Origin of the sequence: Streptomyces sp. OR43 (assembly GCF_008042275.1) — a bacterium.
Taxonomy (GTDB): domain Bacteria; phylum Actinomycetota; class Actinomycetes; order Streptomycetales; family Streptomycetaceae; genus Streptomyces.
On record NZ_RDBK01000041.1, the window covers coordinates 1 to 19,150 of the forward strand.

A 19,150-nucleotide genomic window follows, 5' to 3' on the forward strand; every position below is an offset into this window, starting at 1 on the left:
CCTGTACGCATGCCCAKCACACCGCCCACCGCACCGCCCATCGCACAGCCCACGGCACCGCTCACCGCACCGCCCACCGCACTGCCCACCGCACCGGCTCCCCGGGCGCAGTCGGCAGCGGCGGCTCCCCGGCGTCCCGGAGAGGTTCCGGACGGGCCGGCCCCCGGCCCCGACGCCTGGGCACCCGGTCCGGAGGCCCCGGCCCCGACCCCGCCGGGGCCGGACGCGGGCGCTCCGGTGGTGTGCCCCAACTGCCGCGCGGAGAACGCCCCGGAACGCACCCTCTGCGTCCGGTGCGCCCTGCTCCTCGACCCGGGGCCGCCCCCCGCCCTCCGCCCGCCATGGTGGCGCCGGATTCTTCGGCGGAGGCCGGGGAAGAGCCGTGCCGCGGGGACGCGGCCACGGCGCGGACGGCGCAGACCGAGGTTCGCGCTGCCGTTCGTGCTGCTTCTGCTGGCGGCCGGGATCTGGTTCGCGCTGCCGCACCTGTCCGGCCTGCTCGGCCTCGCCAAGGAGGAGACGGGGGCCCCGGAGGCGGTGGAGCCGTCCGCGTTCCGCAGCTCCGGCTCCGCTCCGGGACATCCGGCGGCGGCGGCCTTCGACGGATTCAACAACCGGTATTGGGCCCCGCGGGAGAGCGGTGACGGAACCGGCGCGCACCTGGACTGCTCGTTCACGCAGCCGGTCAGGCTGCTGAAGATGGTGATCTTCTCCGGGACTTCGGCGCGGAAGGACGAATTCCTCACGCAGGCCAGGCCGGCCCGCATCACCGTGGTGCTGACCTCGAAGGACGGCAAGGAGAGCAGCAAGACGGTCCGGCTGGCCGACGAGCCGGGCCAGCAGACGTTCGACATACGGGGATCGGACACGGTCGCCGTGCGGCTCACGGTCGACTCCGCGTACGGCACGGGCAAGGGGCGCCGGGTGGCCGTCGCGGAGGTCGAGTTCTTCGGACACCGGTCCTGACACGCCCCTGAAGTCCGGACGACGGTCCGGGGCCCCGCTGCGCCGGCCGTCGGGTCGGGACCGCCCTTCAGAGGCGGGTACTGAGCGGCTGCAGGACCGGCCCGCACAGCCGGAGCAGCGTCTCGTCGTCGCCGAAGCCGCCCGCCTTGATCAGGACGGGGAGGGACGACGGGCCGATCGGGGTCCCCCGGGCGACGCCGGGTTCGGGCTCGTCGAGCAGGTCGATCCCGTCGATGCCGAGGGCCTGGAAGACGGCGGCGGCCGTCTCTCCGCCGGTGACGACGAGTGCGTCGACCAGATGCTCCCCGGCCAGTGTCCGTACGACTGACGCCAGGGAGCGGGCGAGGGCGCGCGCGATGTGCGGCGCATGGCGTTCATCGGGTGTCTGCACGGTGAGAACGGGGGCGGTCAGGGCGCGCAGCGCCTCCGCCGCCGGGGTGGGATCGTCGCCGACGGTGACCCCCTGGACGTCGGCCCGGGCGCGGAGCGCGGCCAGCTGTCGCCGGGTCGCCGGATGGGCGCTGCCGACGACGACGAGCGGTCGGCGTGCCGGTGCCGGTGCGGGCGCGACCGGTCCGTCGACGCGTGCGCACCGTCGGGCCAGGGCGGCCGCCAGCCCGGGCGATCCGACCCACAGGACGTCGTCGAGGCGGGGGACCACCGAGACCAGGCGGTCGAGGTCGCCGTCCGTCGCGGCGGAGCAGACGACCAGAGCGCCCCGGCGGATCAGGCCGGGCAGCTCCGCCGCCCGGTCCGGTCCGACCGCGACGGCGTCCGGGAACACCGTCATGAGGTCGGAGCACCGCACCGGATGAACGGGGTCGCGGGCGAAGTCGCTCTCGTGGACCGGTACGCCCCGCACGTACTGGACCGCCTCGACCGTCACCCTGCCCTCCGCGGGAAAGGCGGGAGCGATGACGACGGCCCGGCGTCGCGATCCCGCCCATGCCGCCCGGGCCTCTGCCGCGACATGGCCGCGCAGGGTCGAATCCACCGTTTTGAACAGCAGTTCGTTGCCGGCGAACCGGCGGGCGGCCCGGCCCGTACGTGCGGCGGCGGCTTCCTCGTCCAGCAGCCGGGTCCCCAGATCGACCGCGGTCACCCCGGCGACGGGCGGGAGTTCCGCCGCCGGCGCGGACAGGAGGATCCGTGCCTCGTGGCCGGTCCGGCGGAACGGGGCGGCCCCGTCCCCGGCACTGGTGAGGTCGTCCGCGAGGATGCCGATGCCCTGGCGGGCGTCCTGGCCGGATGTCATGCCGCACCTCTCCGTCGAGCCGGTCATCCGTGAAGGAACCCATAGTCGACGACATCGTGGACGCAGGACAAACGCTGAGTGCTCACAGGTCCGGTGAGGGAATCACCATCGAGCGCTTCCACCTGACCTTTCGTGCCGCGGTGGCAGGATCCGGTGCCGCGTTCGCACGGCCGCGGAGCCGTCGGAAGAACTGGCTGGACAGCCGGCCCGATCCGGCGGACGCCGGCTCCGGGTGAGCGGCGCCCGGCGCGCCGGGCGCCGCTCGCTTGCGGCAGCGCGGCGGTCCCTGCAGGGTTCCGGGTGTGGCTACTTTGCTGATCGTCCATCACACGCCCTCGCCGAACTGCCAGGCGCTGTTCGAAGCCGTCGTCTCCGGTGCGACGACGGATGAGATCGAGGGGGTCGAGGTCGTCCGGCGCGCGGCGCTCGCCGCGACGGCGTCCGACGTCCTCGCCGCCGACGGTGTGCTGCTCGGCACCCCGGCGAACCTCGGCTACATGTCCGGCGCTCTCAAGCACTTCTTCGACCAGGTCTACTATCCCTGCCTGGACACGACCCGGGGCCGTCCCTTCGGGTACTACGTGCACGGTGGAAACGATGTCACCGGTGCCGTGCGGGCCATCGAGTCGATCACGACGGGGCTGGGATGGCGCCGTGCGGCGGACGCCGTGAAAGTCACGGGAGAGATCGCCAAGGCGGACACCGAGGCGTGCTGGGAACTGGGGGCGACCCTGGCTGCCGGCCTGGCGGACTGACCCGCGGGCTCTTCACGGCCTCCGCCGCACCGCGTACGGCCGGAAGGTCCTCGCGGTCGGCGGCGACTTTGAAGGGGCGCGACGCGCCGGCATCGGGGTGCCGTTCGTCCGGATGACCGTCTTCTCGACCGCCGGTGCCCTGGCGGCAGTCGTGGGCCGTTTCCTCGCCGGACAGATCCAGACGGCGAGCCAGACCTCTGGCGGCGGGAAATCTGCTGATGAACGTCCTCGCCGCCGTCATCGGCGGGGCCGGCCTGTTCACCGGCCGCGGTTCCGGCCGGCCGGCCCCGCTCGGTACGCCCCGGTGCTCGGATCCGTCCCGTCCGGGATGAACAGGGGATGCCGGCAACGCCGTGGGCCGGACTGTGTCCGCCCCATGAACTCTCGGCCCTGACAAGGCGGGTGGACGGAACAGACGGCGCAGCCGCGTTGTTGTCGTTCGCAGCATGGCGTGTACGGCCATGATCCGCCGGGCATTGCGCGGCGAGCCCGGCGCGCGTAGCGTTCCGTGCAGGTCATGAGTGTCAGCGTCAAGCCCTGGCTTGCTGAGCGGCAACCCTCCTGCGCGACGGGGTGCTCCAGGTGACGACCAGGCGGGGCCCGTCCGGGTTCCGCAAACGCGAGGCCTCCGGGCCCGCCGAGCCGGAAGAGTGGAGGCGACGGTCATGCCACCGGTGACCTGCCCGCTCGTCAGGGTGCTCGCCCCCCGCCGCCGCGTCCACCTCTACACCCGGCCCCACATCGACCTCCAGCGCGTGGCCGGCGCGCTCTGTTGTTCCTGACCCGTACCCGCGACGCCGAACCTCCCGACGAGGCCCGGCGATCACCCACGGTCGATCAGGAAGGCACCCCGTCGTGTCCGCATCGTCATCCCCGCATCCTCCCCTGTCCGCCCCCCTGCACCTCGCCGTCGCGCTCAACGGCGCGGGCTGGCACCCGGCCGCGTGGCGCGAGCCGGAGGCCCGTCCCGGGGAACTGCTCACCGCCGCGTACTGGACCGACACCGTCCGAGAGGCCGAACGCGGCCTGCTCGACTTCGTGACGATCGAGGACGCGCTCGGGCTCCAGTCCTCGCGGTTCGGCGAGCCCGACGGCCGCACCGACCAGGAGCGCGGGCGCCTCGACGCGGTACTCATCGCCGCTCGCGTGGCCCCGCTGACCCGGCACATCGGGCTCGTCCCCACCGTGGTCGCCACGCACACGGAGCCGTTCCACCTCTCCAAGGCGATCGCCACGCTCGACTACGTGAGCACCGGCCGGGCCGGTCTGCGCATCCAGGTGTCGGCCCGGCAGAACGAAGCCGCCCACTTCGGCCGCCGCACGTTCCCGCACTTCGACATCGAGGACCTGGGCACGCCGGCCGTCCGCGACCTGACCGCCGAACTCTTCGAGGAGGCCGCCGACTACGTCGAGGCGGTGCGCCGTCTCTGGGACAGCTGGGAGGACGGCGCGGAGATACGCGACGTCGCCACCGGCCGCTTCATCGACCGCGACAAGCTGCACTACATCGACTTCGAGGGACGGCACTTCAGCGTCAAGGGCCCCTCTATCACGCCCCGGCCCCCGCAGGGACAGCCGGTCGTCAGCGCTCTGGCCCACCAAAGCGTGCCCTTCCAACTGGTGGCCCGCTCCACGGACATCGGCTATGTCACTCCGCACGACGCCGGCCAGGCCCGCACCATCATCGAAGAGATCCGTGCGGAACAGGCAGCCGCGGCGCGCGCGGCGGATCCCCTCCACGTCTTCGGGGACCTCGTCGTCTTCCTCGACGACGATCCCGGAGCCGCAGCAGCCCGCCGGGACCGTCTCGACGGCCTTGCGGGATATCCGTACACCAGTGACGCGAAGGTCTTCACCGGCACACCCGCGCACCTGGCGGACCTGCTCCTGGAATGGCAGCGCGCCGGGCTCACCGGATTCCGGCTGCGCCCCGCGGCGACCGCCCACGACCTCCCGGCGATCACCCGTGAACTCGTACCCGAACTGCAGCGCCGCGGCGCCTTCCGGACCGCCTACGAGGCCGACACCCTGCGCGGGCTGCTCGGACTCGCCCGCCCCGCCAACCGCTACGCCGCCGTCTGAGCCGGAGGGACCACCGATATGAGCACCGACAACGGCGCCGGCAACGGCAAGCCGCTCAAGCAGATCCATCTCGCCGCCCACTTCCCGGGCGTGAACAACACCACCGTATGGAGCGATCCCGCGGCAGGAAGCCACGTCGAGTTCAGCTCGTTCGCCCACTTCGCGCGCACCGCCGAACGCGCCAAGTTCGACTTCCTGTTCCTCGCCGAAGGGCTCCGGCTCCGCGAACAGGGCGGTAAGATATACGACTTGGATGTCGTGGGGCGCCCCGACACCTTCACCGTCCTGTCCGCCCTGGCCGCCGTCACCGAACACCTGGGCCTCACCGGCACGATCAACTCCACGTTCAACGAGCCCTACGAGGTGGCCCGTCAGTTCGCCAGCCTCGACCACCTCTCGGGCGGGCGCGCGGCGTGGAACGTCGTCACCTCGTGGGACGCCTTCACGGGCGAGAACTTCCGGCGCGGCGGGTTCCTTCCGCAGGAGGAGCGGTACTCCCGGGCCAAGGAGTTCCTCGCCACGGCCAACGAACTGTTCGACTCATGGCGGGGCGACGAGATCGTCGCCGATCAGGGAGCCGGCACCTTCCTCCGGGACGCCCGGGCCGGATCCTTCGCGCACAAGGGACAGCACTTCGACATCGAGGGGCAGTTCAACGTCCCGCGCAGCCCCCAGGGCCGCCCGGTGATCTTCCAGGCCGGTGACTCCGACGACGGACGCGAGTTCGCGGCACAGGGCGCCGACGCGATCTTCAGCCGCTACAGCACCCTGAAGGAGGGGCAGGCGTTCTACACGGACGTCAAGGGCCGGCTCGCCCGCCACGGCCGCAGCCGCGATCAGCTGCTCATCCTGCCCGCCGCGACCTTCGTCCTCGGCGACACGGACGCCGAGGCGCAGGAACTGGCCCGCGAGGTACGCCGGCAGCAGGTCAGCGGCGCCACCGCGATCAAGCACCTCGAGTTCGTCTGGAACCGCGACCTGTCCTCGTACGACCCCGAAGGACCGCTTCCCGACATCGACCCGGACCTCGGCGAACACACGATCGCCCGCGGCCGCGCACAGGTACGCATGTACCGCGATCCGCTGGCCACCGCCCGGGAGTGGCGGGAGCTCGCGGCCGCGAAGAACTGGTCGATCCGCGACCTCGTCATCGAGACCGGCAACCGTCAGGCCTTCGTCGGCTCACCGGGCACCGTCGCGTCGACCATCAACGACTTCGTCCAGGCGGACGCCGCCGACGGCTTCATCCTGGTCCCGCACATCACGCCCGGCGGACTGGACGTGTTCGCCGACACCGTGGTCCCGATCCTTCAGGAACGGGGTGTGTTCCGTACGGAGTACGAGGGCACGACGCTGCGCGACCACCTCGGCCTGGCTCACCCCGACGACGGCGCGGCCGAACCGGTGGCGTCATGAAGTTCCTGGCCATCACTCTGATCATCCACGCCCCGGACCCGGTGACCGGCGTCCGGAAACCGACCTCCGAACGGTTCCGGGAGGTGATCGACAACGCGCTGCTCGCGGAGGAGCTGGGCTTCGACGGCTTCGGCGTCGGCGAACGGCACGAGAGGCCGTTCATCTCCTCCTCGCCGCCCGTCGTGCTCAGCCATGTCGCCGCGCTCACCTCCCGCATCCGGCTGTTCACCGCCGTCACCACCCTCAGCCTGCTCGACCCGGTGCGCGCGTACGAGGACTACGCCACGCTCGACCATCTGTCCGGCGGGCGCCTCGACCTCATCATCGGCAAGGGCAACGGGACGGCACAGCGCGAGCTGTTCCAGGTCACGCCCGAGGACCAGTGGGACCGCAACGCTGAGGGCTATGAGCTGTTCCGCCGGCTCTGGCGCCAGGACAAGGTCACCGCCTCACCGCGCTTCCGTCCCGAGCTGACCGAGGCGGAGGTGTGGCCGAGGCCGCTCCAGCGGCCCGTCCGGGTGTGGCACGGCAGCGCCACGAGCCGGGAGTCGGTCGACCTCGCCGCACGCTACGGTGACCCGCTCTTCTCGGCGAACGTCACCCACGCGATCGAGCCGTACGCCGAACTGATCCGGCACTACCGCGAGCGGTGGGAGCACCACGGCCACGACCCGGCCTTGGCGGTGGTCGGCGCGGGGACGGCCGGTCACCACACGGCCCGCACCTCGCAGGAGGCCATCGCCGCCTACCGGCCGGTGTTCGAGGGCCATCTCGCGTTTCAGAAGCAGCTGGGCGTCGAGCCGGTGTTCCCGACCCTGGAGGACTTCGTCGAGCGCAGCTCGGCGCTGATCGGCAGCCCCCAGCAGGTCATCGAGAAGGTGCACCGCTACCACGAGCAGTTCGGGCACACGGTCCTGCACCTGCACGCCGACGCAGGCGGCCTCACCGACGCACAGCACCGGGACTCCCTGGAACTCTTCCAGTCGGACGTCGCCCCGGTACTGCGACGAGACATCCCGGACCCGCCGTTCGCCTGGGCCCCGGTTCTCGCGGGGCCCTCTGCGGCGGGAGCGACCGTGCCGGTGCCCGCAGCCGCCTCCGTCTCGTCGGCCGGCTGAGGAGCGAGCCGGCCGACGAGGTGAGGCGCGTCCCCGTGCGGGCGTCCGAACGCAGTCCCGCGCCGGACGGGGGGCATGGCGGGAGGGCACCGGCGGGGCCGCCGCAGGCGGCTGTCGGGCGGACCGGTGCCGTTCCGCGCCCGTCGTGTGCTCAGGGCCGATCGGTGAGCGCGTGCGCCAGGCTGTCCGCGAACTCTGTCAGCCGGTCCCGTCGCGGGCCGGTGCGCGCTCTGCGGAAGCCGTGCCGTCGGCCCCAGAAGGCCGCCTGAACCGCGTGGAGTTGAGCCCAGCGTCGGGTGCGCTCGCGGTCGAGCTCCGCGGCCTCGGTGAAGACGTCCAGTGTCCGGTCGACGGCCCGACGCAGATCGCCGCTCCCCAGGAGTGCCGGCGCCCGCGTCTTCAGGAGATTGCCGCCGTCGTACGCGGGGTCGCCCACGTACCCCTTGGGATCGACGGCCAGCCATGGCTCGCGGTCTGCGCGCAGGATGTTCCTGGCGTGGAGGTCGCCGTGGATGAGGAGGTCCGGCTGAGCGGCGCCGAGTTCACGGACGGTCGCCACGGCGGCGTCGATCACGTGCCGCGACAGCGGGTGAGCCAACTCCTCGGCGTCCCTGCGCAGTGCTCCCTCCCATGCCCCGGCCCGGTCCCGCAGCAGGGGTAGACCGGGCGGCGCGGGAACGGCCAGCCGCCGGCTGATCAGTCCCGCCACCCGCACGACCTCGTCCTCGTCCTCGTCCTCTCCGAGGTCCGGCGCCCCTACCCGTTCCAGCAGCATCGCGAAGCGCGCGTCGTCGCGCGCGTACAAGTGCACGGCCCCCCGCCCGCCCCATGCGGCAAAGGCATCCGGCTCGTGGACGTTGCCCGGGTGCGGGAACGACACCTTCAGCACGGCGTCGGCCGCGCCGTGCCGTCGTACCGGGACGACGACACCGACCCCTCCGTGCATGACATACCCATCCGGAACGCACTCCCAGCGCCCCATCAACTCATCCACGACCAAAGGCAGTTCGGCGATCCAGGCGGATCCTTTCGCGCCCTCGCGCTCGATGGTGCCTCGTGCGAAGGCCTCCGGAACTGCGATCATTCCGGCACCCTATGCGCCCACGCCGCACGATGGTCCGAGCGCCGGGTGCGGAAGGTGCACGCGAAATCTCCTGGCGGGCGCGCGAGCGGGTCGCTAGGCTCTCCCGCGATGACGACACACACCGATCACCGATTGGGGGACCCGTCCGCGCAAGGTGAGTGCTGATGCTCACTGAGAACGCCCATACGGATCCCTTCCTCACCTTCTGGCTGCGCGTACGCGAGTTCGCCGTGCCGCCCTCCACGATCGAGACCGCGACCGCCCGCCGCCGCGTCGGCGACTGGGCCGGAGCGTGCGCTGCCGCGGGCATTGACGTCGATCTCCGACTCAGTACCCTGGCGCACACGCACGGCCGGGAACTCGCCACCCGGGTACGGGCCGACCTGCGCCGGCTGGTGCCGGACCTGCTGCGCTGGAACCTTCCGAGAATCGCTCCGCACGGGCTGCTGCGCCCGGGCCTGACGATGGCTCTGGCCCGGTACGAAACCGGGGAGCCGGGCAGCCATGACCCCCTGCATCTCGTGGTCAGGACCCCGCCGGCATGGGCCGACGCCGGCCAGCGGATCAGCCTCGCGGTGTGGGACGGCTCCCGCTCCGACGCGGACGCCCGCCGCCATCCGCATCCCCGCCCCAGCCGGCGCTTCCGCCTCGACCTCCATCGCCATCTGTGGGATGCCCGCGTGACGGACGAACTGCGCATCCGGTGCGGGGCAGACCGCCCGCCGGACGACGCCGATGACGGTGCCGGCGTGGACCCGCGCGTGCGGGCCCTGATACCGCCGGGCCGGCGTTGCGCCACCGGGCGGTGGGCGGCCGAGGCGGTCCTGCTGCTGCGGGCCGAGGCCCGGTCCGCCGGTCCGCTCGTCGTGCGGTTCGGGGGCCGGCACCGGCTGCTCCTCGAACAGGGCGCGCACGGGGACGGGGCGGATCCGCCCGCACTGCGGATCGCGCAGGCGTCCCCGGACACCGCCGGACGCGTCCTGCCGGTCCTGCCCGACGCGGCCGTCTGGGCACTGCCCGACCTGGAACTGGTCCGCAGCGGGGCGATCGAGGCCGACCGGCTGCACCCCCTGGTCGCCCGGGCACTGATTCCGGAGTATGTGCCGACGGGGCCCGCACCCGTCCCCGACGGGGCCGGACAGCCCCGCCTCGTGGCGTGCCGAGGAGCGCGGCACCGGATCGGGCTCGTCGGCGGGGTGCTGGTCCCGCTCGACCACGACCCGGCCGAACTCCGCCGCGAGGAGCTTCTGGCCGCCCTGACCGGGACGCCGATGCCCTGCCTCCAGGCCATCGACGAGGCTCACCGCCGCCCTGACTGCCTCACCGGTGTCCGGGAGCGCCTGGACCACGGCGACATCGAAGGTGCGCTGGCCGTCGTCGAAGGGCTGCTGGGTCCCGGAGCCGTCCTGCGCGGCGGCCCACTGCGGGACGAGCTGGAAACCGCGGCCCGCCGGCGCATCGACTACGGACTGTTCCGGGCAGACCTCGCCGGATCCGGTCCCCGCCACCCCCTTCCGGAGCACCGGCGCTCCCGGGGCCGCCACCCGTACCGGCGTCCGCGCCTCGCCACCGTCCGCTGATCCGGGGCCCCTTCGCCCCGCGCCCCCAGCTTTGCTCCCCTCCGTACCGAGACCCCTCAGGTGACCACCATGCCCACACGCACCCTGCCCGCGCCCATCCGTACCCACCACGACGACCCCGCTCCCGCGTCGCCACTGGACATCGCCGGGGAGCTGATGGCCCTCCTGCGCGACACCACCACCGAACCGCGCCCCGACATCCAGCTCGAAGCCCTCGCCATGGCCGTCGCCGCCGACCTGCCCGTCCTGCTGTGGGGCGAGCCGGGGATCGGCAAGAGCGCCGCCCTCACCCAGCTCGCCGAGTCGCTGGACCTCCCGCTCACCACGGTGATCGCCAGCGTGCACGAGCCGTCCGACTTCTCGGGCCTGCCCATCGTCGGTGACGATCCCGCGGAACAGGGCGTCCCGATGGCGCCGCCGGACTGGGCGGTGCGCCTGGTGCGGGCAGGCCGTGGGCTGTTGTTCCTCGACGAACTGTCCACAGCGCCGCCCGCCGTGCAGGCCGCTCTGCTCCGTCTCGTACTGGAGCGACGGATCGGCGCGCTCCAGCTCCCGCCGGGTGTGCGGATCGTGGCAGCCGCCAACCCGCGCTCGTCGGCGGCCGACGGATGGGAGCTCAGCCCTCCCCTCGCCAATCGGTTCGTGCACCTCCAGTGGGCCCATGACCATGAGGTCGTGGTGCGCGGACTGAGCGGGACGTGGCCGCGGGCCACCCTGCCGAGGCTCGCGCCCGAACGGTTCACGGAGGCCGTGGACTTCGCCCGCCGCGCGGTGTGCGGACTGCTGTCCGCGCGCCCCGCACTCGTGCACCGGCTGCCCAGCGGGGAGACGCGCCGGGGCGGGGCATGGCCCTCCCCGCGCAGCTGGGAGATGACGCTGCGTCTGATCGCGTTCGCCACTGCGGCCGACGCCTCGCGCGACGCGCTGTCCCTGCTCGTCAGAGGCGCGGTGGGGGACGGTCCCGGGCTGGAGTTGCTGGCGAGCCTGGACCGGATGGACCTGCCGGACCCGGAGGACCTGCTCGCCGACCCGGCAGGCGCCGCGCTGCCCCAGCGGGGGGATCTGCGCCAGGCCGTACTCGACGGGGTGGTGGCGGCGGTCCGCCGGACTCCGGAGAAGGCCCGCTGGGACGCGGCCTGGGCCGTGCTCGCCCGGGCACTGGAGACGGGCGCCCCCGACCTGGTCGTCGTCCCCGCCACGACCCTCGCCGCGCTGCGGCAGCAGGACTGGGAGGTGCCGGAGTCGATCGAGGCGCTCGCCGGAACCGTGTCGCTCTCGCGGCGCGCTGAGCAGGCTGCGGCCCGTGCGGCGATCGCGACCAAGGCCCGCCGGTGACCCCGGGCGAAGCGAGGGCCCTGGACCTCGGCAAGCTCTACGCCGCCCGGTTGCAGGCGGCCCGGGCCCGTCCCTACCTGGCGACCGCGCTGTTCGCCGTGCACCTCGTGGAGTCGCCCCGGGTCCCGACCATGGCCGTCGACCGGCACTGGCGTTGCTACGCCTCTCCCGGTTTCGTGGACCGGACACCGGTGGAGGAACTCGCCGGTGTGTGGGTCCACGAGGTGTCGCACCTCCTGCGCGACCACCACGGGCGCGGCGACCGGTTCGTACGGGAGCACGGGCCGGCCGGTCCGGCGGAGCGGCTTCGGATGAACATCGCCGCCGACTGCGAGATCAACGACGACGTGTTCGGAGACGGACTCGTGCGGCCGGCGGGGGCGGTGGAGCCCCGGCACCTCGAACTGCCCGAGGGGGAACTCATGGAGGACTACCTGCGCCAGTTCCGGCTCGGACCGCGTACCCAGCACCTGGCCTGGCTGGACTGCGGCAGCGGCGCCGACGGGCTGGAACGGGAGTGGGACCTGGGGCCGGACGGCGCCCACGGTCTCAGCGCACAGGAGCGGGACGCGGTGCGCTTCCGGGTGGCCCAGGGCATCGTCGGCCGGCCGGGGAACGTCTCGAAGGGGTGGAAACGGTGGGCACAGGAGGCGTTCCACCCGCCCCAGCCATGGCGGCAGTTGCTGGGGGCGGCGCTCCGGTCCGCGGTGTCGGGCACGGGGGCCGGCGAGGACTACACGTACGGCCGCCCGGCCCGGCGTTCGGCGGGCGTGCCCGGTGTCGTGCTGCCGAGCCTGCGGCGCAGGCCGCCGCGCGTCGGGGTGGTCGTCGACACCTCGGGCTCGGTCAGCGACGCCGAACTGGGCAGTGCGCTGCTGGAGGTCGCCGCCATCTCCCGGGCCGTGGGCGGCCGGCGGGACCTGGTCACCGTCCTGGCGTGCGACGCGGCGACCCGGGTCGTCCAGCCGCTGTGCCGTGCCGAGGGCATCGCGCTCGTCGGCGGTGGCGGAACGGACCTGCGCTCGGGCTTCGCCGGGGCACTCCGGTCGCGGCCCCGGCCTGATGTCATCGTGGCCCTCACCGACGGGCAGACGCCCTGGCCCGGCACGCCGCCGCCGTGCCGGACGGTGGTGGGTCTGTTCGACCGGCCGCGTGAGCAGCGGTGGGACGAGGAATCCGAGTACGTTCCCGACGAACCGCCCGCCTGGGCGCGCACCGTGGTCATCGGGGGCGCAGCTTCGTGAACCGCACGGAGTCCGGGCTATGCCGGCGCTCCGCCCGCGCCGGGTGCCCCGGCCCGCAGCCCGTCCATCACCAGGTCGAACAGGCGGGCGGCCCTCGGCTGCCAGTCGCTCTGCGGGTCGAGCTGCCAGAGACCGGCGATGGCGAGCTGGAAGTCGTCCGGGGTCACCCCCGGGCGGATGGTGCCCGCCTCCTCGTTCGCGTGCAGCAGGAGCGCGACACCGCGGGTCACCGGGCCGTGGCCGAGCTGCGCCAGACTGCCGTACCTGCTGGCGGTCGCGCGCAGGGCGACGGCCAGGCCGGCCTTGGCCATGGCGTACTGGGCCAGCCGGTCCATCCACTCCCGCAGTGCCCGGTCGGGGGTGCGGGTCGCGAGGAGCTGGGCCGCGGTGTCCGCGACCTGCTGCATCTCGTAGCGGTAGACCTCCAGGACGAGTGCCTCTCGGTTCGGGAAGTTGCGGTAGAACGTTCCCTGCCCGACACCGGCCTTCTTCGCGATCACGCTCACCGGGGCGTCCGCCGACCGTGTCAGTTCCACGAGGGCGACAGCCAGGATGCGCTCGCGGTTGCGTTGGGCGTCCGGACGCTGGGGCGTGCACTTGTCGTCGTCCACGACTCCTCCTTCCGGACACACGGCCGTGACGGCCTTGCTAAGCGGACAGCTGTCCGCTAGGTTCGACGGGTAAGCGGACAGGTGTCCGCTTACCTCCATCGTAGCGGTAGATCCGGCCCATGAGACCGACCGGCGTCCCCGGTCGCACGCCCCCACCCGAACCGCCCTCTCCCTCCCGGCACGCTGCCGGAAATCGTCTCGTACGACGCGCATAAGCAATGCGAAAGAAGGCTGATCATGGCCCCATCGACGTCCAGTGCCATCACCCTGAACATCAATGGCGAAAAGTACACGCTGCCCGTCGACCACCGCACCACCCTCCTCGACGCCCTGCGTGAGCGTCTCGATCTGACCGGTACCAAGAAGGGCTGCGACCAGGGACAGTGCGGCGCCTGCACGGTACTGCTCGACGGGCGGCGGACCGTCGCCTGTCTGCAACTCGCGGTCGCAGCCGAGGGGCGCGCGATCACCACCATCGAAGGCGTCGCCGACGGGGACCGGCTGCATCCGGTCCAGCAGGCCTTCCTCGACCTCGACGGCTACCAGTGCGGCTACTGCACCCCTGGCCAGATCTGCTCGGCACTCGCGGTGATCGAGGAACACGCGGCGGGCTGGCCGAGCGCGGTGACCGACGACATCCGGCCGGAGGCGGGGGTGCCCGCTCTCACCGCGGAGGAGATCCGCGAACGGATGAGCGGCAACCTCTGCCGCTGCGGCGCGTACATGTCCATCGTGCAGGCCGTGGCGCGTGCGGCGGAAGTGTCCGCGGACGACGCCGAGGAGGCGGTGGCATGAGGGAATTCGGATACGAACGCGCCCTCGACGTGTCCGGGGCCGTGGCCCTGCTCGCGGAGGACCCCGGCGCCCGCCTRCTCGGCGGCGGCACCAACCTCGTCGACCTGATGAAGACCGGCGTGGAACGGCCGACGCTGCTCGTCGACGTCCAGGAACTCCCGCTCGGCGGACTCGCGTTCACACCCGACGACGGACTGCGCATCGGCGCGACCGTCACCAACAGCGACCTCGCCGCCCATGCCGAGGTACGCCGGCACTACCCGGCCCTGGCGCAGGCGGTCCTGGCCGGCGCCTCCGGACAGCTGCGCAACATGGCCACCGTCGGCGGAAACCTGCTCCAGCGGACCCGCTGCGGCTACTTCGGCGACATCGCCAAGCCGTGCAACAAGCGCACCCCCGGGAGTGGTTGCCCCGCACGGGCGGGCGAACACCACAACCACGCGATTCTCGGCGCCTCCGAGCACTGCGTGGCGACCCACCCTTCGGACATGGCGGTCGCGCTGGCGGCCTTCGACGCGGTCGTCTCGTACGAAACGTCCGACGGACCGGGTGAGTTGGCGGTCGCCGACTTCTATCTGCCGGTGGGGGAGACCCCGCACCTCGAAACGGCCCTTCCGCCCGGCGCACTGATCACCGGTGTCACCGTGCCCCCGGCCGCCGTCGCCGCGCGCTCCCGTTACCGGAAGGTACGTGAACGGGCCTCGTTCGCGTTCGCGATCGGCTCGGTCGCCGCGGCGCTCGACGTCCAGGACGGCGTCGTACGTGAAGTGCGCCTGGCCCTCGGTGCGGTGGCATCCCGTCCCTGGCGGGCCCGGACGGCCGAGCGGGCACTGACCGGCGGCCCCGCGGACGCGGAGGCGTTCGCCGCCGCGGCGGACGCCGAACTCGCGGCGGCCGAGCCCCTTGCGGACAACGGATACAAGGTGACCCTGATGCGCAACCTCGTTACGGCCGTGCTCACCGAACTCGCCGAGGAGGCCGCCCGATGACCACCACGACCGAGAACACCACCGTCACGGGAGCGGTCGGCTCATCCCGTACCCGCGTGGAGGGCAGGGACAAGGTCACCGGTGCGGCCCGCTACGCCGGCGAGATCCCTTTCGCCGAACTGGCCCACGGCTGGCTGGTGCTGTCCACCGTGGCCCGCGGCCGGATCCGGTCCGTGGAGGACGCGCCCGTCCGGGACATGCCCGGTGTGCTCGCCGTGCTCCACCACGAGAACGCACCGCGTGTCGACACCGCGTACATGGGCATGCTGGGACCGCCCAACCCGGTCGTCGGGATCTTCCAGCACGACCGGGTGCCGTTCATGGGCTGGCCCGTGGCGCTGGTCGTCGCCGAGACGTCCGAGGAGGCCCGGGCAGCCGCCGAGGCGCTGGTGGTGCGCTACGACGAGGAACCGCACGACGTGGGGTTCTTCGCCGGGCATGCCGGTGCCTACACGCCCGGCGGGCCTGCGATGGAGCAGGCCGACACGGAGAAGGGGGACCTGGAGGCCCGGCTCCGGGAGGCCGCCCATGTCGTGGACGAGGAGTACTCCACCCCGGAGGAACACCACAACTCCATGGAGCCGCACGCCGCGACGGCCCGGTGGGAGGGCGGCCGGCTGGATGTCCTCGACTCCAACCAGGGCACCTTCTGGGTGGCGAGCGAACTCGCGTCGCTCTTCTCCCTCGACCCGTCGTCCGTCCGGGTGCGCTCCGAGCACGTGGGCGGCGGCTTCGGGTCGAAGGGACTGGCCCCCCATCAGGTGGCGGCCGTGATGGCCACGACCCTGCTCCACCGGCCCGTCCGCGTCGTACTGACGCGCCGTCAGATGTTCTCGCTGGTCGGATTCCGCAGCCCCACCCTGCAACGCGTCACGCTGGGATCCGACGCCGGCGGCCGCCTGCGGGCCTTCGACCACCGGTCGACGAGCCTCACGTCGACCGTGCACGAGTTCGTGGAGCCGAGCGCCGGCGTGGGACGCACCATGTACGACGCCGACGCCCATCGCACCGGGCACCGACTGGTGCGGCTCGACGTGCCGACCCCCACCTGGATGCGGGCACCGGGGGAGACACCGGGCTCCTTCGCTCTCGAATCGGCCATCGACGAACTGGCCGAGAAGTGCGGTCTGGACCCGATCGAGCTGCGCGCGCGCAACCAGCCGGAGAGGGGTCCCGTGTCGGGGCTCCCCTTCAGCCGCCGCAACCAGCTCGCCTGCTTCGAGGAAGGCGCCCGCCGCTTCGGCTGGGCGGGCCGGGACCCCCGCCCCGGAGTGCGCCGCGAGGGACGCTGGCTCCTCGGGACCGGCATGGCGGCGGCATCCTTCCCCGCCGGCGCGGGCGCGTCCACAGCGGCCGTCACCGCGCACCCGGACGGCACCTTCACCGTGGGGATCAACGCGGCCGACATCGGGACCGGGGCCAGGACCGCGATGGTCTCGGTCGCCGCGGACGCGCTGGGCGTGACACCGGACCGCGTCCGGGTACGCCTCGGGGACAGCGACCTGGGCCCGGCGTGGATCGCCGGCGGCTCCATGGGCACCCGCTCCTGGGCCTGGGCGGTGCGGCTGGCGGCGGACGAACTGCGCGGACTCCTCGCCCTCGGCGGATCCGTTCCGCCGGAAGGCATCACCACCCGCTCGGACACCAGCGAAGCGATCGGCGCCCTCGCGCAGAAGGAACGGCACGCCTACGGGGCGCAGTTCGCCGAAGCCGCCGTGGACGTCACCACCGGCGAGGTACGCGTACGGAGGCTGCTCGGCATCTTCGCCGCAGGCACCATCGTCAACCCGCTCACCGCCCGCAGCCAGCTCGTCGGCGGCATGACCTGGGGGCTCTCCATGGCCCTGCACGAGGAGGCGGTCCGCGACGCGGCGTCCGGCGGCTACGTCAACGCCGACCTGGCCGGCTACCACGTCGCCGCCCATGCCGACGTGCGGCACATCGAGGCCGACTGGGTGGACGACCACGACCCCGAGGACSCGGTCGGGATCAAGGGTGTCGGTGAGATCGGCATCGTGGGCGTCGCCGCCGCCATCGCCAACGCGGTGTGGCATGCGACCGGGGTACGCCACCGCCATCTGCCGATCCGTCCCGACCGCGTCCTCGCGGCGGCGGAAGAGGCGCGTCAGCGGGCTGCGGAGGAACCCCGGGGTGCTTGACATCGCAGCGGCCCTCCACCGCTGGTCCGAGGAGGGCCGCGACTTCGCCGTCGCCACCGTCGTCGCGGTCGACGGCAGTGCGCCGCGCGCCCCGGGCGCGGCCCTGGCCGTCGACAGCGAAGGCACCGTCATCGGGTCGGTCTCCGGCGGCTGTGTGGAGGGCGCCGTGTACGAACTGTGCGTCCAGGCACTCCAGGACGGCCGGACCGTGCGGGAGCGGTTCGGGTACAGCGACGAGGACGCCTTCGCCGTGGGACTGACCTGCGGCGGCGTCATCGACGTCCTCGTCGCACCGGTGCGCTCGCGGGAGCCGGTGTTCCGGGCGGCTTTGTCGGCGGCCGGCCGCGACGAGACGGTGGCGCTGGCCCGCGTGATCCGCGGGCCGGACGCGCTGCTCGGCCGGGCCTTGCTGGTCCGGGGCGACGGATCGTACGAGGGCAGCCTCGACGGGCGACCGGCCCTGGACCGCAGGGCGGCCGCGGAGGCGAAGGCCCTGCTGGACGGCGGCCGTACCGGCACCGTGGAGATCGCGGAGGACGGGACGAGCTGCCCGGGCGGCCTCACGCTGTTCGTGGAGTCGAGCGTGCCGCCGCCCCGGATGATCGTGTTCGGCGCCGTGGACTTCGCCACGGCGCTGGTGCGGGCGGGCAAGTTCCTCGGCCACCATGTGACGGTGTGCGACGCCCGGCCCGTCTTCGCCACCCGGGCCCGCTTTCCCGAGGCGGACGACGTGGTGGTCGACTGGCCGCACCGGTACCTCGCGAGCGCCGCCACCGACGAGCGCACCGTCCTGTGCGTGCTCACCCATGACGCCAGGTTCGACATTCCGCTGCTGGAGACGGCCCTGCGCCTGCCCGTCGCGTACGTCGGTGCGATGGGCTCGCGGCGCACGCACGAGGACCGGAACCAGCGGCTGCGCGAAGCCGGCCTGACCGAGAGCGAGTTGGACCGCCTCCGCTCCCCGATCGGCCTCGACCTCGGAGCCCGCACGCCGGAGGAGACCGCGCTGTCCATCGCGGCGGAGATCGTCGCGGAGCGCCGGGGCGGAACGGGCGCACCGCTGACCGGAACGCGGACGCCCATTCACCACGACGTCGACACCGTGCCACACACAGGCGGGACGTCGTAGGCCACGGTCAGTCGTCGAGCCGGGCGACGATCTGCCGGAGTTCGCGAGCGTGCCGACGGGACATGGCGTGCATCACGATGCTCAGGAGGGCGCGGGCTTCGATGGGGTTGCCGCAGCATTCCTCGTGCACGTTGCCGTATTCGTCGTCGTGCCCGAGTTCGCCCTCGGGACGGCGCACGTAGTCCGTCCACAGGCGTACGGCCGCGCCGACATCCCCGGGTCCCAGATAGTTGCGGGTGCGTTCGAGGCGGACGATCTCGGACATCGCGGCCGACGACAGGCCGTCGATGTCCGGCCCTGCCTCCCGCGTCCGGTGGCGGGGAGCACGGGCCCGGACGCGTCCTGGCCGGCTACGCGGCATGGGCCTTTCGGTTCGTTGTCATGGCACACATCGTGCCACGTTCGCGCATGGTGTCGAACGGATAAGGCCGCAGCGGGAGTGCGCACGGCAGGAGGGACACGGGGATGCGGTGGCGGGCTCCGGGGAAGCCGTACGCCTGTGGACGGACTACGTGCGCCGTCCCGAGGGCGAACTCGGGCACGACGACGAATACGGCAACGTGCACGAGGAATGCTGCGGCAACCCCATCGAAGCCCGCGCCCTCCTGAGCATCGTGATGCACGCCATGTCC

General features: G+C 72.8%; 18 protein-coding genes and 1 riboswitch. Of the genes, 14 read left to right on the forward strand and 4 right to left on the reverse strand.

Translation table 11 applies throughout. The features are described from left to right. The first annotated feature begins 441 nt into the window (after positions 1-441). Positions 442-966, forward strand: coding sequence for an NADase-type glycan-binding domain-containing protein (locus EAO72_RS17935; protein WP_261991548.1), 525 nt, complete (start codon positions 442-444; stop codon positions 964-966). Positions 967-1,033: 67 nt separating this feature from the next. Here EAO72_RS17935 and EAO72_RS17940 read toward each other — a convergent pair whose 3' ends face one another. After that, the gene (locus tag EAO72_RS17940; protein WP_187285117.1) at positions 1,034-2,221 is read right to left on the reverse strand and encodes a four-carbon acid sugar kinase family protein; all 1,188 of its coding nucleotides are present in this window, start codon (positions 2,219-2,221) and stop codon (positions 1,034-1,036) included. A 302-nt stretch (positions 2,222-2,523) separates the two neighbouring features. Here EAO72_RS17940 and EAO72_RS17945 point away from each other — a divergent pair, with 302 nt between their 5' ends. The 6 genes from EAO72_RS17945 to EAO72_RS17965 all read left to right on the forward strand — a co-directional run bounded on the left by EAO72_RS17945 (position 2,524) and on the right by EAO72_RS17965 (position 7,592). Beyond that, complete coding sequence (locus EAO72_RS17945; RefSeq protein ID WP_148018351.1) at positions 2,524-2,976, forward strand: flavodoxin family protein; 453 nt, start codon at positions 2,524-2,526, stop codon at positions 2,974-2,976. Then, positions 2,957-3,370 (forward strand): ABC transporter permease subunit, encoded by a 414-nt coding sequence (locus EAO72_RS44080; protein WP_410090422.1) that lies wholly within the window; start codon positions 2,957-2,959, stop codon positions 3,368-3,370. Before EAO72_RS17945 ends, EAO72_RS44080 begins: the two co-directional genes overlap by 20 nt. A 119-nt stretch (positions 3,371-3,489) precedes the next feature. Further along, positions 3,490-3,602: riboswitch (SAM riboswitch) on the forward strand. Positions 3,603-3,641: 39 nt separating this feature from the next. After that, positions 3,642-3,758, forward strand: a complete 117-nt coding sequence (locus tag EAO72_RS43815) for a putative leader peptide (protein ID WP_315986310.1) — start codon at positions 3,642-3,644, stop codon at positions 3,756-3,758. Between the two features lie 73 nt (positions 3,759-3,831). Then, on the forward strand, positions 3,832-5,058 hold the full coding sequence (locus tag EAO72_RS17955) for an LLM class flavin-dependent oxidoreductase (RefSeq protein ID WP_148018352.1): 1,227 nt from the start codon (positions 3,832-3,834) through the stop codon (positions 5,056-5,058). 18 nt (positions 5,059-5,076) lie between these two features. Continuing rightward, positions 5,077-6,474 carry an NtaA/DmoA family FMN-dependent monooxygenase gene (locus EAO72_RS17960; RefSeq protein WP_148018353.1) on the forward strand — a complete coding sequence of 466 codons (1,398 nt, stop codon included), beginning with the start codon at positions 5,077-5,079 and terminating at the stop codon, positions 6,472-6,474. After that, positions 6,471-7,592 carry an LLM class flavin-dependent oxidoreductase gene (locus tag EAO72_RS17965; protein WP_148018354.1) on the forward strand — a complete coding sequence of 374 codons (1,122 nt, stop codon included), beginning with the start codon at positions 6,471-6,473 and terminating at the stop codon, positions 7,590-7,592. Before EAO72_RS17960 ends, EAO72_RS17965 begins: the two co-directional genes overlap by 4 nt. A gap of 151 nt (positions 7,593-7,743) precedes the next feature. Here EAO72_RS17965 and EAO72_RS17970 read toward each other — a convergent pair whose 3' ends face one another. Continuing rightward, entirely contained in the window at positions 7,744-8,676 is a 933-nt protein-coding gene (locus tag EAO72_RS17970) for an aminoglycoside phosphotransferase family protein (protein WP_148018355.1), read from the reverse strand. A 164-nt stretch (positions 8,677-8,840) separates the two neighbouring features. Between EAO72_RS17970 and EAO72_RS17975 the strand changes: the two genes are divergently transcribed. The 3 genes from EAO72_RS17975 to EAO72_RS17985 all read left to right on the forward strand — a co-directional run bounded on the left by EAO72_RS17975 (position 8,841) and on the right by EAO72_RS17985 (position 12,835). Next, complete coding sequence (locus EAO72_RS17975) at positions 8,841-10,256, forward strand: hypothetical protein (protein ID WP_148018356.1); 1,416 nt, start codon at positions 8,841-8,843, stop codon at positions 10,254-10,256. Positions 10,257-10,325: 69 nt separating this feature from the next. Continuing rightward, the gene (locus EAO72_RS17980; RefSeq protein ID WP_148018357.1) at positions 10,326-11,591 is read left to right on the forward strand and encodes an AAA family ATPase; all 1,266 of its coding nucleotides are present in this window, start codon (positions 10,326-10,328) and stop codon (positions 11,589-11,591) included. Then, on the forward strand, positions 11,588-12,835 hold the full coding sequence (locus EAO72_RS17985; RefSeq protein ID WP_148018358.1) for a vWA domain-containing protein: 1,248 nt from the start codon (positions 11,588-11,590) through the stop codon (positions 12,833-12,835). Before EAO72_RS17980 ends, EAO72_RS17985 begins: the two co-directional genes overlap by 4 nt. 17 nt (positions 12,836-12,852) lie before the next feature. Here EAO72_RS17985 and EAO72_RS17990 read toward each other — a convergent pair whose 3' ends face one another. Then, positions 12,853-13,446 (reverse strand): TetR/AcrR family transcriptional regulator, encoded by a 594-nt coding sequence (locus tag EAO72_RS17990; protein WP_261991549.1) that lies wholly within the window; start codon positions 13,444-13,446, stop codon positions 12,853-12,855. Positions 13,447-13,683: 237 nt separating this feature from the next. Here EAO72_RS17990 and EAO72_RS17995 point away from each other — a divergent pair, with 237 nt between their 5' ends. The 4 genes from EAO72_RS17995 to EAO72_RS18010 are packed head-to-tail and all read left to right on the forward strand — an operon-like array spanning position 13,684 to position 18,518. After that, on the forward strand, positions 13,684-14,241 hold the full coding sequence (locus tag EAO72_RS17995) for a (2Fe-2S)-binding protein (RefSeq protein ID WP_148018360.1): 558 nt from the start codon (positions 13,684-13,686) through the stop codon (positions 14,239-14,241). Further along, on the forward strand, positions 14,238-15,230 hold the full coding sequence (locus EAO72_RS18000) for an FAD binding domain-containing protein (RefSeq protein ID WP_148018361.1): 993 nt from the start codon (positions 14,238-14,240) through the stop codon (positions 15,228-15,230). Before EAO72_RS17995 ends, EAO72_RS18000 begins: the two co-directional genes overlap by 4 nt. Continuing rightward, positions 15,227-17,389: a xanthine dehydrogenase family protein molybdopterin-binding subunit gene (locus EAO72_RS18005; RefSeq protein WP_148018362.1), complete on the forward strand. Its 2,163-nt coding sequence runs from the start codon at positions 15,227-15,229 to the stop codon at positions 17,387-17,389. Before EAO72_RS18000 ends, EAO72_RS18005 begins: the two co-directional genes overlap by 4 nt. Further along, complete coding sequence (locus EAO72_RS18010; protein ID WP_148018363.1) at positions 17,382-18,518, forward strand: XdhC family protein; 1,137 nt, start codon at positions 17,382-17,384, stop codon at positions 18,516-18,518. The genes EAO72_RS18005 and EAO72_RS18010 overlap by 8 nt, the downstream gene beginning before the upstream one ends. A 7-nt stretch (positions 18,519-18,525) precedes the next feature. On the opposite strand, the gene EAO72_RS18015 is transcribed toward EAO72_RS18010, so the two are convergent. Continuing rightward, on the reverse strand, positions 18,526-18,783 hold the full coding sequence (locus EAO72_RS18015) for a hypothetical protein (RefSeq protein WP_261991550.1): 258 nt from the start codon (positions 18,781-18,783) through the stop codon (positions 18,526-18,528). Between the last annotated feature and the right edge of the window lie 367 nt (positions 18,784-19,150).